At 73.7% G+C, this 16,499-nt stretch carries 12 protein-coding genes; 8 read left to right on the top strand and 4 right to left on the bottom strand.

Annotated elements, in window-relative coordinates; genetic code table 11:
- Positions 1-50: 50 nt before the first annotated feature.
- On the bottom strand, positions 51-2,144 hold the full coding sequence (locus QDR37_RS03900) for a DUF6541 family protein (protein WP_279712264.1): 2,094 nt from the start codon (positions 2,142-2,144) through the stop codon (positions 51-53).
- A gap of 185 nt (positions 2,145-2,329) precedes the next feature.
- Between QDR37_RS03900 and QDR37_RS03895 the strand changes: the two genes are divergently transcribed.
- From QDR37_RS03895 to QDR37_RS03865, 7 genes are all read left to right on the top strand, one after another.
- Complete coding sequence (locus QDR37_RS03895) at positions 2,330-2,923, top strand: hypothetical protein (protein ID WP_279712263.1); 594 nt, start codon at positions 2,330-2,332, stop codon at positions 2,921-2,923.
- Positions 2,920-5,271, top strand: coding sequence for a hypothetical protein (locus QDR37_RS03890; RefSeq protein WP_279712262.1), 2,352 nt, complete (start codon positions 2,920-2,922; stop codon positions 5,269-5,271). Before QDR37_RS03895 ends, QDR37_RS03890 begins: the two co-directional genes overlap by 4 nt.
- A 144-nt stretch (positions 5,272-5,415) precedes the next feature.
- Positions 5,416-6,396 (top strand): glycosyltransferase, encoded by a 981-nt coding sequence (locus tag QDR37_RS03885; RefSeq protein WP_279712261.1) that lies wholly within the window; start codon positions 5,416-5,418, stop codon positions 6,394-6,396.
- Positions 6,393-7,250 (top strand): glycosyltransferase, encoded by an 858-nt coding sequence (locus QDR37_RS03880; protein ID WP_279712260.1) that lies wholly within the window; start codon positions 6,393-6,395, stop codon positions 7,248-7,250. The genes QDR37_RS03885 and QDR37_RS03880 overlap by 4 nt, the downstream gene beginning before the upstream one ends.
- 53 nt (positions 7,251-7,303) lie before the next feature.
- Positions 7,304-8,404 carry a UDP-galactopyranose mutase gene (gene glf / locus QDR37_RS03875; protein ID WP_279713546.1) on the top strand — a complete coding sequence of 367 codons (1,101 nt, stop codon included), beginning with the start codon at positions 7,304-7,306 and terminating at the stop codon, positions 8,402-8,404.
- An 88-nt stretch (positions 8,405-8,492) separates the two neighbouring features.
- A complete protein-coding gene (locus QDR37_RS03870) occupies positions 8,493-10,289 on the top strand; it encodes a CDP-glycerol glycerophosphotransferase family protein (protein WP_279712259.1) in 1,797 nt (598 codons plus the stop codon).
- The gene (locus QDR37_RS03865; protein ID WP_279712258.1) at positions 10,286-12,022 is read left to right on the top strand and encodes a hypothetical protein; all 1,737 of its coding nucleotides are present in this window, start codon (positions 10,286-10,288) and stop codon (positions 12,020-12,022) included. The genes QDR37_RS03870 and QDR37_RS03865 overlap by 4 nt, the downstream gene beginning before the upstream one ends.
- A 100-nt stretch (positions 12,023-12,122) precedes the next feature.
- Here the strand turns inward: QDR37_RS03865 and QDR37_RS03860 are convergent, their stop codons facing one another.
- Positions 12,123-13,538 carry a bifunctional cytidylyltransferase/SDR family oxidoreductase gene (locus QDR37_RS03860; RefSeq protein ID WP_279712257.1) on the bottom strand — a complete coding sequence of 472 codons (1,416 nt, stop codon included), beginning with the start codon at positions 13,536-13,538 and terminating at the stop codon, positions 12,123-12,125.
- A 112-nt stretch (positions 13,539-13,650) separates the two neighbouring features.
- On the opposite strand from QDR37_RS03860, the gene QDR37_RS03855 reads away from it, so the two are divergent.
- Complete coding sequence (locus tag QDR37_RS03855) at positions 13,651-15,648, top strand: glycosyltransferase family 2 protein (protein ID WP_279712256.1); 1,998 nt, start codon at positions 13,651-13,653, stop codon at positions 15,646-15,648.
- 15 nt (positions 15,649-15,663) lie between these two features.
- Here the strand turns inward: QDR37_RS03855 and QDR37_RS03850 are convergent, their stop codons facing one another.
- Positions 15,664-16,089 (bottom strand): Fic family protein, encoded by a 426-nt coding sequence (locus QDR37_RS03850; RefSeq protein WP_279712255.1) that lies wholly within the window; start codon positions 16,087-16,089, stop codon positions 15,664-15,666.
- Between the two features lie 75 nt (positions 16,090-16,164).
- Positions 16,165-16,371, bottom strand: coding sequence for a CopG family transcriptional regulator (locus tag QDR37_RS03845; protein ID WP_279712254.1), 207 nt, complete (start codon positions 16,369-16,371; stop codon positions 16,165-16,167).
- Positions 16,372-16,499 lie beyond the last annotated feature (128 nt).

Here is a 16,499-nt window from a genome sequence, read left to right as displayed (position 1 = left end):
GCCGCGCTCGAGCCGCAGCGGTGCGCGCAGCTGCGCGCAGAAGGACGCCGTCAGCCCCAGCAGGCCGTGAGCCGGTAGAGCCTCGTCGTGCCGGACGTCGCGACCAGCTGCACGCCCCGGCCGTGGCTCGCCCGGTCGATGCCGTAGAACGCGCTCGCGGCCTTCCGGTCGCCGTGCAGCCGCTCCGGATCGCCGATCACCCAGTGCACATCGAGATCCCGCACCGCGCGGCAGACGGCCGGATCGGTCGCGTACCTGTCGAGGCTTCCCGCGATCGTCTTGCGCTCGTCGCCCCAGTAGCCGCCGAGGTGCGGGAAGAGCACCCGCCGGTCCCCGAGGGCCATCGCGAGGGCGCTGCCGTTCCAGGGGTTGCCCGCGATCACCTCGCCCGGCGGCACGTACCGGTCGAGGCGCTCGAGCAGCTGCACCTCGGCCGCATCGAGCAGGAGGCCGCCCTTGTCGGACGCGGGGAGCGAGAAGACCGTGCCGATCGCGTCGCTCACGCCCCGCTGAGCGGGTCCGAGCCACGTGACGAGTGCGACGACGAGCGCGACGGTGGTCGCCGCGACGACGAGCGTGCGGGGCCGCGGCTCGCTGCTGCGGAGGCCGCGGCGCCGGAGCGCCCCCGCGACCTCGAGCGCGCCGGCGGTGAGGGTCCAGGCGACGACGGGCGCGCCGATCGTCGGCAGCATCGCGAGGATGCGGAACTTGTCCTTGTCCCAGAGGCCCGTGAGCAGCTTCGCGAAGTCGCTGTCGCTGCCGGCGGCGAAGGCGTAGAGCACGACGACGAGCAGGTAGCTGACGGCCGCCCACCGCAGCCCGGGCCGCACCGCGAGCGCGACGAGGCCGGCGAGCGCCACGGCGGCGAGCAGCCCCGACGGGGGCAGCGGCGACTGGCTGGGGGAGACGAGGCTCGTCGCGAGCAGCCCCTGCAGCAGCGCCTGCCCGAGCTGCTCCTTCGCGCGGGCCGGCCCGCCGTTCAGATGGTCCGAGATCGGGCGGCGGCCGACGTCGTAGTAGGCGAGCACCGCCGCGAGGGCGAGGCCCGCGACGACGATCACCCCGAGCACGAGCAGCACCCAGCCACGCCGCGCCCGCCGCCACCCCTGCGGCCCGGTCGCCGCGAGCGCGCCCATGCGGCTGCTGAACCAGGCCACGAGCAGCGGCGCCGCGAGCACGAGGAGCGACACGATCGAGCGCGGATGCGTGAAGCCGGCCGCGACGAGCCAGCCGAGCAGCAGCAGGAGCACCCGCCACCGCGGCGCCGGCACCTCGGGGCGCCACGGGCTGCGGTCCGGCCAGGGCACCGCCGCCGCGACGAGGGCGAGGCCCACGGGCAGGGTCGTGTACGCCAGGCCGTTCGGGTAGAGCGTGCCGAAGTCGAGCAGCAGGTAGGGGAACGCGACGAAAGCGGAGGCGAGCAGCGCCGCGACGGCCGAGACGAGTGTCCGCTGGAGCGCGGGTGCCTCCTCGCGGCGGAAGCCCGCCCCGCCGAAGAGCGTGCCCGCGGCGAACGCGCAGCCCGAGGCGAACACCGGGCCGGCCGTGCCGATCCACGCGGCGTTCGTCGCGACCGTCACCGGCGCACCGGTCAGCTGCGCCACGAGCGCGACGATCGTGTGCCAGACGGCCGGGTAGAAGGCCGTCGTCTTCGTCGGGTTCGTGAGCCGGTAGAGGTGCAGGCTCGACGCGTCGCCCGTCTGCACGATCGACGCCGCGGCGTTCAGGTGGAACACGGCGTCGTACGTCTGGCTGATCCGGGCGGGGCTCGGCACCGCGGCGAACGCGATGATGCCGACCGCGGCGCTCGCGACGACGACCGCGGCGAGCACCGGCAGGAACGCCGCCGGCCGCCAGGAGCCCCAGACGGGCAGCGGCGCGCCGCGCAGCGCCGCGAGCAGCCGGACGCCGACGAGCACCACCCCGGCGACGACGGTCGTGAGCGCCACCGACCACCAGCCGAACGGCACGGACACGGCGCCGAAGGCGGCGCCTGCGAGCCCGAGCACGAGGAAGCCGAGCGGACCGGCGAGGGCGAGGGCGACCGCACCCCGCAGCCGCAGCGCCACGGCGAGGGCGCCGCCCGGCACGAGCACGACGAGCACGGCGACCGCGATCGGCAGTGCGGCCGCGGACCAGGTCATGACCGCCTCACGGTACAGGGGATCCGCCGCGGCCCGGGCACCGCGCGCCGCTCGCGGGGCCGGCTCGCACGCTCCTCCTCGCACCTTCGTGCGCGGGCGGAGCCCCCCGGACTGGGGGCGAGCGGGCGGGCGAAAGAGCCGTCTCATCGGCGTTTCCGTTCGAGCTTCTTCCTAGCCTGGCCGCCATGGGGGAACACACCGTCTTGCCTTGCCTGCTGCGCGCCGCCGCGGCGACCGCCCTGGCCGCCGCCGTGGCCCTGCCGTTGACGTCCTGCTCGATGCTCGGGAGCTCCCCGGCGTCGGCCGAGACCGCCTCGCCCGCGCCGACCGACGTGATCGACCCGTCGATCCCGACGCCGACCGCCACACCGACCGACCCGTCGACCACCGTCCCGACACCGACTCCTGCCCCGACCGCCTCGACGCCCGGCGACTCGCCCGCCCCGACGCCCGTGCCGAGCACGGTCACGTCCCGCACGTCCGTCACGCCGTTCGTCACCGCGGCGGCCTGGGACGCCCACGCGGGCGCGCTCACCGCGTCCGCCCTCGTGTCCGAGATCGTCGAGCAGGGCGGCACCTGCACGCTCACCGCGACGCAGGGGAGCACTGTGCGCACGGCGACGTCCACCGCCGTCGCGGCGTCGTCGTACACCGCCTGCCCCGAGATGAGCATCCCGGGCGCCCAGCTGTCGAACGGCACCTGGACCGTCCGCGTCACCTACTCCTCGTCCGCCGCCGTCGGCACGTCGGCGGTGAAGACGGTGCAGGTGGCTCGGTGAGCGCCCTGCGCCGCCTCGTCGCCGGCGTCGGCGTCGTGCTCGCCGTCTCCGGTGGGATCGTCGCCACGGCGACGCCCGCCGCCGCGCTCACGCCGCAGCAGATGCTCGCGTCGTTCGACCCGGCCGACATCATCAGCGACCAGGTGATGTTCAACCCGGGCACGATGTCGGCCTCGTCGATCCAGACGTTCCTGAACCAGCAGGTGCCGACCTGCGAGAACGTCAAGTACCAGACGGGTCTGCCCTGCCTGAAGGACTACCGGCAGACGACCACGACCCGCGCCGCGGACCCGATGTGCTCGACGTACGCGGGCGCCCCGAACGAGTCCGCCGCGACGATCGTCTCGAAGGTCTCGCGCGCCTGCGGCGTCAACCCGCAGGTGCTCCTCGTCATGCTGCAGAAGGAGGAGGGCCTCATCCAGGACACGTGGCCGACCTCCGGGCAGTACCGCACCGCGATGGGCTACGGGTGCCCCGACACCGCCGCGTGCGACTCGGAGTACTTCGGCTTCTTCAACCAGGTCTACAAGGCCGCCTGGGCGATGAAGCGCTACACGTCCCCGCCGGGCACGAGCGGCCCTGGCTGGATCGTCTACAACTGGTTCCCCGTCGGCACGCCGACGGCCGTGCTCTTCAACCCCGACTCCAGCTGCGGGGCGAGGACGATCACCATCAGGAACAAGGCCACGGCGAGCCTGTACTACTACACGCCCTACCAGCCGAACAGCGCCGCGCTCGCGGCCGGGTACGGCGTGGGCGACTCGTGCTCCGCCTACGGCAACCGCAACTTCTTCCTCTACTTCACGTCGTGGTTCGGCTCGACCCACTACGCCGTCACGGGCGCGATCAAGACGTTCTGGGCGAGCGCGGGCGGCTCCACCGGGGTGCTCGGCAACCCGACCGCGAACGCCTCGACGACCACCGCGAACGGCGGGGGCACCTGGCAGAACTTCGAGCACGGCACGGTCTACAGCTCGTCGGCCGGGACGTGGATGATGTCGGGCGCGATCCGCAGCGAGTATTACCGCCGCGGCAACACGGGCGGCAGCCTCGGCTGGCCCGCCGGCCCGCAGAAGACGATCCCCGCGAACGGCGGCGGCTCGACGCAGGCGTTCACGAGCGGCGACATCTACTCGTCGGCCAAGGGCACGTACGCGGTCCGGGCGGACCTCCGCGACGCCTACGGGCAGGCGGGCGGCGTCACCGGCCCGCTCGGCTGGCCCACCGCCACGGCCACGCCGCTCGGGACGGGCTGGGTGCAGCGCTTCACCGGCGGCTCGGCGTACTGGTCGAGCACGACCGGCGGCTTCGGGGTCGCGGGCGCGACGGACCAGCACTACCTCGCGCTGAACGGCCCCCAAGGGGTCCTCGGCTGGCCGCGGTCGCTCGCCGCGTCCCGCACCGCGAGCGGCATCACGGGCACGCGCCAGAGCTTCCAGCAGGGCGACATGTACAGCTCGACGGCCGGCACGGCCGCCGTGATGAGCGCCGCCCGTGCCGCGCTCGAGACGGTCTCCGGGGTCCCTGCGGGGTCGACCTCCGGGACGACGACGACGACGGCGCCGCCGGCGTCGGGTGACCTCGGCTGGCCGACCGCCGACGCCGTCGCCGTGACCAGGGCGGGCGGCGGCACGGTGCAGCAGTTCACCGGCGGACGCCTCTATCTGCGCACGGGCGGCGCACCCGCGCCGGTCACCGGCGCGATGCTCCAGGCGTACGTGGCCAAGGGTGAGGTCGCGAGCTCGCTCGGCTGGCCGGTCTCGGTCGCGACCAGCGTCACGGCGCAGGGGGTCACCGGTGTGCAGCAGGTGTTCGACAGCGGCGCGATCCAGATCACGCCGACCGGCACCCGCTACCTCACGAGCAGCATCTGGGGCGACTACCGCGTGAACAGCGGCGTCGCCGGGACGCTCGGCTGGGCGACCGGGAACGCGACGCACAGCGCGCTGTTCGGCCAGGGGTGGTTCCAGACCTTCACGGGCGGCACCGTCTTCTACTCGTCCGTGGCGCGGCAGACGCACCCGCTCACGGGCGCCTGGCTCACCGCCTTCACGGACGCGGGCGGCCTGCCCGGGCTCGGTTGGCCTGGCGGTCTGCAGCGCGTGACGGATGCGGGCGGCGGACGGCTCGTGGTGTGCACGAACGGACGGCTCTACGCCTCGAGCGCCGGCACGGTCGCCGTGACCGGACCGGTGCTGACGAAGTACCTCGCGCTCGGCGCGACGGCGAGCCGACTCGGCTGGCCCGCCGCGGCGGCGACCACCGGCACGACGGGCACCGTGCAGCGGTTCCAGCACGGCACCGTCTCCGTCTCGCCGCACGGCTGGGTCAAGGTCGTCTACTCCTGACCCGAACGGCCTGACGGCGGCCGGATCCCTCCTTCTGCGGGGGTCCGGCCGCCGCCCTCGTTCCCGCGGCGACCCGGCCGGGAGGCCCCCGGTTACACTGGGCGGCGCCGCGCCAGCGGTTCCGCACCGGAGAGCGACGCCCCGATGAGTACGAGCCCCAGCGCCCCCCGACGGGCGACCCCGTCCGTGGTGGCGGTCGTCGTCGCGTACAACCGGCGCGACCTCCTCCTCGAGGCCCTCGGCGCGCTCAAGGCCCAGACCGCGCCCCTCACCGCGGTCGTCGTCATCGACAACCACTCCGACGACGACAGCGCCGAGATCGCCGTGGACTTCTGGCCCGAGGTCGACCTCGTGCGCCTCGCGCGCAACACCGGCGGCGCGGGCGGCTTCGCCACCGGCATGGCGGTGGCGATCGCCCATCACGAGCCCGACTGGGTGTGGGTGATGGACGACGACACGGTCCCCACCGAGAACGCGCTCGAGGAGCTGCTGAAGGCCGTCGAGCAGCCGGGCGTGGTGCTCGCCGGCAGCCGCGTCGTGTGGACCGACGGCCGCGACCACCCGATGAACACCCCGCGGCGCAACCCCTTCGTCGGCCGCGCCGAGCTGCGCGAGGCCGAGTCGCGCGGCGTCGTGCCCGTGCGGTCGTCCTCGTTCGTCTCGATGCTCGTCTCCGCGCGCCGCATCAAGGAGGCGGGGCTGCCGATCGCCGACTACTTCATCTGGAACGACGACTTCGAGTTCTCCACCCGCATGCTCCGCGGCGGCAAGGGGCTCTACGTGCCGCGCAGCGTCGTCGTGCACAAGACGCAGGCCCGCGCCGACACCGACGCCGACCCGGGTGCCCGGTTCTTCTTCGAGGTGCGCAACAAGGTCTGGCTCATGGTGTTCAGCCGCGGCCTCGGCCCGATCGAGAAGCTCGTCTACATCGGGTCGACCCTGCGCCGCTGGATGCGCACCATCCAGAACAGCCGCCAGCGCCGCTTCCTGCTCGTGCAGCTGCGCCGCGGCCTCGCTGCCGGCTTCCGCGGTCGCCCGCGCCTGAACGCCGACGCGCTGTCGGACCTCGGGCCCGTCACCGAGGCGGTCGTCCGGGTCGAGGCGCCGGCCCGCGAGCGCACGTGACCGCGTTCTCGCTGCTGCTGCCGGTCTACGGCCGCGACGATCCGGCCCACCTCCGGCGCGCGTTCGAGAGCGCCGTCCAGGAGCAGACGCGGCGCCCCGACGAGGTCGTCGTCGTGCAGGACGGCCCCGTGCCCGACGCGCTCGCGGCCGAGCTCGCCGCGCTCGTCGGCTCGTCGCCGGTGCCCGCGCGCCTCGTCGAGCTGCCGCACAACCTCGGACTCGCCGCCGCCCTCACGGCCGGCCTCGACGCCTGCGCCCACGACGTCGTCGCCCGGATGGACGCCGACGACATCGCCCTGCCCGAGCGGTTCGAGCGACAGCTCGCCGTGATCGACGAGGGGTTCGACCTCGTCGGCTCGGGACTGCTCGAGTTCGAGGACGACGAGCGCGTCACCATCGGCGTGCGGACGCCGCCGGTGGGGGAGGAGCGCATCCACCGGTACGCCCGCTTCCACCAGCCCTTCAACCATCCGACCGTGATGTACCGGCGGCAGGCGGTGCGCCGCGCCGGCGGCTACGTCGCCGAGGGGCTCATGGAGGACTACTGGCTCTTCGCGCGCATGCTCGTCGCCGGCGCGCGGGTCGCGAACCTGCCGGAGCCGCTGCTCAAGTACCGCGTCGGTGCGGGCGCGTACCGCCGCCGCGGCGGCTGGTCGCAGCTCGGCGCCGAGCTGACGCTGCAGCGGCAGCTGCGCGGCCTCGGCTTCACGTCGCGGCGCGAGGCGCTGCGCAACCGGGTCGTGCGCGGCGGGTACCGGCTGCTGCCGGAGGCGGTGCGCAAGGTGTCGTACCGCGGGCTGCTGCAGCGCGGGTTCCGACGCGGCCGCTCGGGAACGGAAGGCGGGCACCGGTGACGGATCTCCTCGTGGTGGGCAGCGGCTTCTTCGGCCTCACCGTGGCCGAGCGCATGGCGGAGGAGCACGGGCTCTCCGTCACCGTGATCGAGCGTCGCGACCACCTCGGCGGCAACGCGTACAGCGAGCGGGATCCCGAGACGGGCATCGAGATCCACCGCTACGGCGCCCACCTCTTCCACACCTCGAACGAGCGGGTGTGGGCGTATGTGAACCGCTTCTCCGCGTTCACCGACTACGTGCACCGCGTGTACACCGTGCACGGCGGCGAGGTGTTCCCGCTGCCGATCAACCTCGGCACGATCAACCAGTTCTTCCGTCGGGCGCTCCCGCCCGACGCGGCCCGCGCCCTCGTCGCCGAGCAGGCGGCCGAGCTCGGCGACGCCGCGCCGGCGAACCTCGAGGAGAAGGCGATCAGCCTGATCGGCCGGCCGCTCTACGAGGCGTTCATCCGCGACTACACGGCGAAGCAGTGGCAGACGGACCCGAAGGAGCTGCCCGCCGACGTGATCAGCCGGCTGCCCGTGCGGTACACGTACGACAACCGGTACTTCAACGACACCCACGAGGGTCTGCCCGTCGACGGCTACACCGCACTGCTCGAGCGCATGGCCGACCATCCGCGCATCGACCTGCGCCTCGGGACCGACTTCCTCGGCGACGGCGAGCTCGGCAAGGCCGCGACGGTGGGGCAGCTGCCCGTCGTCTACACGGGTCCCGTCGACGCCTACTTCGGCGACGAGCTCGGCTCGCTCGCCTGGCGCACCCTCGACTTCGAGCGCGAGGTGCTGCCGGTCGGCGACTTCCAGGGCACGTCGGTCATGAACTACGCCGACCTCGACGTGCCCTACACGCGCATCCACGAGTTCAAGCACTTCCACCCGGAGCGGCCGTCGCCGCCGGACGCCACCGTGATCATGCGCGAGTACTCGCGGTTCGCCGACCCCGGCGACGAGCCGTACTACCCGGTGAACCGCCCCGTCGACCGCGAGCGGCTGCTCCGCTACCGCGACCTCGCCGAGGGGGAGCGCGACGTCTTCTTCGGCGGTCGTCTCGGCACCTACCAGTACCTCGACATGCACATGGCGATCGCGTCGGCGATCTCGATGGTCGAGAACCGCCTCGCCCCCCGTTTCGACCGCGCCGCCGTCTAGCCCGCGGCGCGACCGCGCGGGTCCCGGTTCCTCCGGGATCCAGAGCGGCGCAGGTGCCGGGGGTCCGGAGTTGGTATCAAGGACTGCCATGCCTGCCGCCCGCCCCCGCTCCGTCGGCTCGATCCCCGACCAGAGCGACCTGATCGACCTCGCGCTCGTCGCGCTCGCCGCCGTCGGCGCGCTCGTCGCGCTGGTCACGGGCGCGGCCCTCGTCGCCGTGGTCGCGGCGCTGCCGAGCCTCGCGGCCGACGTGGTGCGCGTCGTGCGGCCCCCTAGCCTCCGGTCGGTCGCGCGGCGGCTGCTGCTCGACCGCGCGAGCCGGTCGCTCGTGCGCAACGGCGCGGTCGTCGTCGCGGTCGCGGGCACGGCCCGCACCTTCGACGGCGTGCCGACCGGCGACCTCGTCGCGCTGCTCTTCGCCGTCATGGGCGTGCACGGTGCGCTCACCCTCTCGGGCGCGCTGCGCACGCGCCGGCTCGAGGTCGAGTCGACGACGATCCTGTGGCGAGGCCTCGACGTCGCCGGCGCGCTCGATGGCCCCGACCCGCTGCCCGATCCCGTGCGGCGGCTGCTGCCCATCGACGGACGCCGGCTGCTCAGCCTCCTCGAGGTGCTCGTGCTCGCGGGGCTCCTCCTCGCGGCCGCCAGGGTCCCCGCGCTGCCGGTCGTCGCCGCGGCCCTCGTCGTGGTCGGTGCGGGCGCCGTCATGCTCGCGGTCTGGCGCGGATGGGGTCGCGGTCCGGTCCGCGACACCGACTCGCTCGTCGAGGCGGCGGTCGCGCAGCTCGCCCCCGAGGTGGTCTTCTACTTCTCGTCGCCCGCGTCCGGCACCTACGCCCTCACCGTGTGGGCGAGCGTCATCAACGCCGTCCGCCGCCCGGTGCTCGTGCTCGTGCGCGAGGCGGTGCACCTCGAGCAGCTCGACGCGATCACGGCGCCGATGGTCGTCGCGCCCTACGTCGCCGATCTGCTGAAGGTCGTGCCGCCGTCCGTGCGCGTCGTGCTCTACCCGACGAACGTCGTGCGCAACAACGAGATGGTGCGCATCGCGGGGCCGATGCACTGCTTCATCGGGCACGGCGACAGCGACAAGGTGGGCAGCTTCAGCCCGCTGAACCGGCTCTACGACGAGATCTGGGTCGCGGGCCGCGCCGCGGTCGACCGGTACGCGGCCGTCGACGAGGGCATCGACCTCGCCGCCATCCGCGCCGTCGGCCGGCCGCAGCTCGCCGACATCGCCCGGGCGCGACCGCGGCAGGAGACCGACCGGCTCACCGTGCTCTACGCCCCGACCTGGGAGGGCTTCTTCGACGAGGCCGACTACTCGTCGGTCGCGGCGATGGGGGAGCGGATCGTGCAGGGCGCGCTCGACTCGGGCGCCGCCGTGCTGTTCAAGCCGCATCCGCTCACCGGCCACCGCATCAAGGAGGCCGCCGCCGCCCGCAAGGCGATCGAGGAGCTCGTCACCCGCGCCGGGAACGGCAGCCGCGTCGTCGAGAACCGGCCCGACGCGCTCTACGGCGCATTCAACGAGGCCGACGTGCTCGTCTCGGACATCTCGAGCGTCATCACCGACTTCCTCGCCTCGCGCAAGCCGTACATGGTGACGAACCGCCGCGACGTGCCGGACGCCGAGTTCCGGGCGGCGTTCCCGTCCGCCAGCGCCGCCGAGCTGCTCGGCAGCGACCTCGCCGGCCTGCCGCGCGCCCTCGCCGAGGCCGCCGGCCCCGACCCGTTGCGGCCCCGGCGCGAGGCGCTCGCCGAGTACCTGCTCGGCGCGGAGCAGGACCCCATGGCGGCGTTCCTGCGCGAGATCGACGACTTCGTCGCGCGCGCGGACGCCCGGGCCGCCCTGTCCCCGGTGCCGATCGGCCTGCGGAGGTGAAGCCGGCGCTGCGGCTCGTCGCGGTCGGCGGGCTCGCGCTCGCCTACCTGCTCATGGTCGTCTGCGCGCTGCTGCCCGCGCCGGTCTGGTTCCTGCTGCTCACGGCGCTCGCCGTCGCCACCGAGCTCTGGCTGCGCCAGGAGCCCTCCGGGCTGCCGCTGCTGCTCCGCGGCCAGCTCGGCGTGCGGTTCCGACTGCTCTCGGCGGACGTGCTCACGGCGGTGCTCGCCGCGCGGCTGCTGCCCGACCGGACGGCCACCGTCGTGCTCGCCGTGCTCGCCGTCGGCGCGCTGCACCTCGGCCGCGAGGCCGCTGGCATCTTCGCGCGCCGGTACGAGTGGCGCCGCAGCGGCGGTCCGGTCGGCTGGCTCGGTCTCGACGTGCCGGGCCTGCCGGTGCCGGTGCCCCCGCGGCCGGTGCCGACGCTCGACACCACGTTCGCGCTGCTCACCCTCGTGCTGCCGCTCGGCTTCACCGTCGCCTGGTTCACCGACCGCCTGCTGCCGTCCCTCGTGGCCGAGATCGTGCTGCTCGTCGTGGTCGTCGCCTACCTCGCGTGGCGCACGGTGCAGTACGTGCTGCTGAACCGGGTGAGCCGCGACGACGTGCGTGCCGCGGTCCGCGACGCCGTCGGCACGCTCGGCCCCGAGATCGTGGTGCATCACAGCGGCCGGCGCGGCACCGCCGACCAGGTGCTGCGCTGGGTGCCGGAGCTGCGGCGGCTCGGCCGACCGGTGCTCGTCGTCGTGCGCGAGCACACCCACCTCGAGCTGCTGGACGGCTGCGGGCTCCCCGTGGTGTTCGCGCCGCGGAGCCAGGACGTCGAGCTCTTCATGGTGCCGTCGGTGCAGGTCGCGCTCTACCCGTCCGACGCGACGAACATCAACAACCACCTGCTGCGGGTGCCGGGCATCTACGACGTGCTGATCGGGCACGGCGACTCGGACGAGCAGGAGAACCGCAGCCCGGTGGCGCGGATGTACGACGAGGTCTGGGTCGAGGGCCGGCTCGGGCGCGAGCGCTACGCCTACGCGGCGTCCGGGGTGCCGCAGCAGCGCATCCTCGAGGTCGGCACGCCCGCCGGCCCCGCGGCGGCGCCGCTGCCGCCCTCGGACGACCCGCGGCCCGTCGTGCTCTACGCCCCGGCGTGGGAGCACGTCGTCGATGCGACGAACACCTCGTCGCTGCCCGAGCACGGCGAGGCGGTGCTCGACGCACTGCTCGCCCGGCAGGACGTCCGCGTGCTCCTCGCCCCCGCCCGGCCCACGGGCAGCCGGCTCCCGGAGCTCGCCGAGACCCTCGAGGCGATGCGGCGGCGCATCGAGCTCGCCGGACTCGGGCACGCCGTGATCGACCCGGCTCAGCTGCCCGCCGCCCTCGAGGTGGCGGTGCTCGCCGTGGTCGACGTGTCGCCCGTGCTGTCGACGGCGATCCTCGCCGACGTGCCCGTCGGCGTGGTCGCGCTCGGCGGCGCCGACGAGGCGGGCATGCGGGAGGCGTTCCCGTCGCTGCTCGGCGCGACCGTGCTCGTCGACCTGCCCGCCGACGTGTTCGACGCCGTCGACGACGCCCTCGGCGCGGATCGCACGGTGCTGCCGCGCCGCGCGACGGCCGCCCGCATCAGCACCGTGCACGGGGCGGAGGCCTCCGAGCGCTTCGTCGCGGCGATCGAGCAGGCGATCGCTGCGCAGGGCCGCCGCCGCGCCTTCGCCCGCCCGGCGAGTCCGCGCTGAGGGAGGAGCCCGTCCCCGGGCTCCTCGCGGGCACAGGCCGGTTGCCGCGGCCCTCCGCGCGGCGTGTCGCGAGAGCAGCCTGCTCGGCGCAGGTGCGGGGCTAGTCCGTGGCGGGCTGCTGCTCGCCGCGGCGGCGGACGTCGACGATCTGCCCCGTCGCGTCGGACAGCAGCGTGTCGATCGACGCGAGCGCGACGGTCTCGGCCGCGAGCAGGGTGCCCTCGGGCTCCGCGCCGAAGGCACGCGTGCGCATGCCGGTCTTCGTGCGCTCGGGATTGATGCAGTTGACGCGGACGCCCAGGTCGGCCCACTCCTCGGACAGCGACTGGGTGAGGTTCACGGTCGCGGCCTTCGTGGCGGAGTAGACGCCGTAGTTCGCCCGGCCCCGCGTGTACGAGCTCGACGTGAAGTAGAGCAGCTGGCCTCTCGTCTCGCGCAGGTACGGCAGCGACTCCTGCGCGATCATGATCGGCCCGAGCAGGTTCACCTGGATCGACTTCTTCACCGCGTCGTGGCTGAAGGTGTCGAGGCCGCCCATCTCGAGGACGCCGGCCGAGTTCACGACGTAGTCGATGCGGCCGCTCGCCTCGACCGCCTGGCGGAGCGCCTCGACGACCCGCTTGCGCTTGCGGATGTCGGTGCCGGTCGTCGACCGGGAGAAGGCGAAGACGCTCGCCCCGAAGCGCTGGGCGGCGTCGGCGATCGCCTTGCCGATGCCCTCGCTGCCGCCGAAGACGACGACGGTCTTCCCGGTGAGGCGCTGCTCGCGGTCGCTCGCGCTGAGGCCGCCGGGCTCGGAGGACTTCAGCTGGAAGAGCTTGTCGGCGATGAACACGTCGATCGACTCGGTGATCTTCATGTTCTCGTCGGAGCCCGCGACGACCGCGATCGGCACGTCGGGCGTGTACTTCAGCACCACGGTGCAGTCGTCGGTGGCGACGAAGTTGCGGTCGCGCGCGGCGCGCTCGTAGGCGTGCCGGATCGCGGAGAGCAGGAAGCCCTGCGGCGTCTGGCCGCGGCGCAGGAGCGCCCTCGGCGGCACGTCGACGAGCACGTTCGTCTCGGTGTTGATCTGGATGATCGTGTCGGCCGACGGGATCGCCGTGTCGACCGCGCCGTAGTGGTCGAGCGCGTCGACGCAGTCCTGCAGGATGCGCTCGTCGACGAACGGCCGCACCGCGTCGTGGAAGAGCACCTTGCACTCGTCGTCGCCCAGCTGCGCGAGCGCGAGCCGGGTGGTGTCGTTGCGGCTCTCGCCGCCCTCGAACACCCGCGTGAGCTTCGGGTAGCGCCCGCTGTCGATCAACGCCTCGACGGCCGCCATGTGGTTCGGCTCCATCATGACGATGATCTCGTCGATGCACTCGGCCGCGTCGACCGCGGCGATCGTGTGCTCGATGATCGGCTTGCCGGCGATGCGGGCGAGCTGCTTCGGCATGCCGAGGCCGGCGCGGACCCCGACGCCTCCCGCCAGGATCACCGCGACCGTGCGGAGCCGTCCCTCGTCCGAAGCCATGGCGGCGATCCTATGGGAGACCTCCTCGCGGGCTCCGGGACCTCTCCACACCTCCCGAGCGCCTCGTTTCCTCAGGGCCAGGTCATCGACCCTCCCGCTAGCCTCGCCGCCCGTGACCGGGAACGAGGCTTCGGGAAGCGGGATCCGCATCAGCGTGATCGTGGCGGCGTACCGTCCGGGCGACGGGATCACGCGGGTGATCGACTCGCTCGACGCGCAGACGCTGCCGCAGGACGAGTTCGAGACCATCGTGATCGACGACGGCTCGCCCGACGACACCTACGAGCGCCTGCAGCGCTACGCCGAGACCCGGCCGAACATGCGCGTCCACCGCATCGAGAACTCCGGGTGGCCCAGCCGCCCGCGCAACGTCGCCACCGAGATGGCGCGCGGCGAGTGGGTGCTCTTCATGGACCACGACGACTCGCTCTACCCCGATGCGCTGCGCCGCGTCGCGGAGTACGCGGCCGAGACGGGCGCCGACCTGCTCTCGCCGAAGGAGTCGAAGACGTCCGACGTCTGGTGGGGTGTCAACGCCTTGAGCGACGGCAACCTGCCGAACGTGCTCGGCTCGGGCGGCGGGATCGATCGCCTGCTGCCGATGGTGCCGCACAAGTTCTACCGGCGCGCCTTCCTGGCCGAGCACGGGATCCGCTTCCCCGAGGGGCGGCGGATGCTCTGGGAGGACATCTACGTGAACGTCGAGGCGTGGCGGCACGCCCGCGTCGTCTCGGTGCTCGCCGACGCACCCGTCTACCTCTGGCACTCGAGCGAGACGAACAACTCGAAGACCTACGGGCCGCAGACGGGCGAGTTCTGGGACCGCCTCGACCAGCTGTTCGCGTTCATCGACGAGACGCTCGACGGGCCGGAGTTCGCCGAGGCGCGCCGGACGATGCTGCTGCACCAGTACCGCGGGCGCCTCATCGGCCGGTTCGGGCAGATGCTGTCGTACGCGAGCCCCGAGGAGGTGCGGCGGGCGCTCGCGCGCGGCCGCGCCCTGCAGGAGCGGTACATCCCGGAGGAGTGGGACGGGCTGCTCGGCCGCTTCGAGCGCGCCCGCGCGCTGCTGCTGAGGGCGGAGCGGCCCGACCTGCTCCGTGTCCTCGTGCAGGGCGACGCCGATCTGCACGCGGTCACCCGTGCCGACAGGATCGAGTGGCGCGACGGCCGGCTGCACCTGTCGGTCTCGGCCGGCTGGCGGCTCCGGTCGGAGGGCCCGATGCCGTTCGAGCGGCAGGGCGACCGGGTGCTGCGCGTGCTGCCGCCCGCCGTCGCGGCCGCGCTGCCGGCCGAGCTGCTCGACGTCACCGACGACCTGCCGTCGCTCGACGCCTGGGTCGGCATCCGCGCCCGGAGCGAGCGGGTGACCTGGCGGCTGCGGCACGAGCCGGAGCGCCTGTTCGAGCCGGTCGGCGACGAGGGCCGGGTGGCGCCGGCGGTGCGCACCGAGGTCGAGGTCGACCTCGGCACCGCGGCGTCCGGGCACCCGCTCGAGGACACCGTCTACGACCTCTACGGCGCGGTGCGCTGGGGCGGCCTCGCCCGGAGCGCGTCGATCAAGTACGGCAAGGCCGCCCGGGCGGCCCTCCTCGACGGGCGTCAGGCGGTCGCCTACAAGAACAAGAAGGGCAACCTCACCCTCGACCTCGCCGGCCGGCTTCGGAGCGTCGTCAAGGACGCGCGCCCGGGCGAGGAGCACGTGCACGGCGCGGACGGACGACTCACCGTCGAGCTGCCGGAGGCGGTCGTGCACGGCACGACCGCCCTTCCCGCGGAGGTCGTGCTCGAGCCCTCCTCCGGCGGCGAGGCGATCGTCCTCCCGGGTCACCTCGTGGGGGACGCGGAGGGCGCCCGTCTCGAGGCGGCGGGCAGCGTGCCGCCCGGCGACTACGGGCTCGCCTTCCGGACCGGCGCCGGGGGCGAGTCGCTCGAGAGCGCGTTCCGGCTCACCGTGGACGAGTCCGGGGTCATGTCGGCGGCGGGACGCAACGCGCCGCCGCCCGCGCAGGAGACCCTCTCGGACCGGCTGGGCGCGCAGCTCGAGCGCACGCGGAAGCGGCTGCGCACCTCGGCCCGCGAGATGTACTGGGCGATCCGCAGGCGCTGAGGCGGCGAGCGCCGCTCAGCGCCTGGCGGCGGTGATGCGGGTGTGCAGTCGGTGGGCGAGCTCGTTCGTCGCGAGGTAGCCCTGCTGCACCTCACGGAGCAGGCTGAAGATCTCGTTGTCGCTGAACTGCACCGTCGCGCCGTTCAGCTCGAGGAAGACGTTCGTCGCGAGCCAGGCGAGCCGCTTGTTGCCGTCGAACAGCGCGTTGCTGCGCGCGAGGCTCTCCATGAACGCCGCGGCCTTCATCGGGAGAGGGCCGTAGACGTCCATGCCGCGGTACCTGAGCGCGGGCCGGTCGACCGCGCCGATGAGCAGGCCGAGGTCGCGGACGGCCTCGCGGAGGGGCGCCTCGCTGAACATCTCGACGATCTGGACCACGTCGTCGATGCTCAGGTACTCGACGCGGGCGGCCTCCGGCTGCGGCGGGAACGGCTCCGTCATCCTCACCTCAAGCGGTCGGCCTCCCGGGACCCTTGCGCCCGGCTGTGCCCTCCAAGGCTAGGGGCACCAGGCGGTTCACGCCTCCGCGAGGCGGGTGAACAGCGCGGCGTAGGTGGTGAGGAGGCGCTCCGTGGCGGCACGGACGAACTCGGGGTGGTCGGGCCTCGGGGCGGCGATGTCGATCGCCGTCGCCACGGCCTGGTTCTTCGAGCTCTGGAAGGCCCGGGCCAGGCGGGCCAGGGTCGCATCCTCGTCCGCCGACAGTCGCAGGGTCATCGCCATGGCCTCAACCTACGGTAGAAGGTCAAGGTTGTCCGGCATTGCCGACGGCCGTGTCGCGGGGGAGGCGACGGCGCCGCTGGAGAGCGGCGCGAGGGGTTCGCACATCGTGCCCGAGGGGTACGGCCGCG

This window comes from Amnibacterium sp. CER49 (assembly GCF_029846255.1).
In the GTDB taxonomy this organism is placed as follows: Bacteria; Actinomycetota; Actinomycetes; order Actinomycetales; family Microbacteriaceae; genus Amnibacterium.
This window is presented reverse-complemented; position numbering and strand designations above follow the sequence as displayed.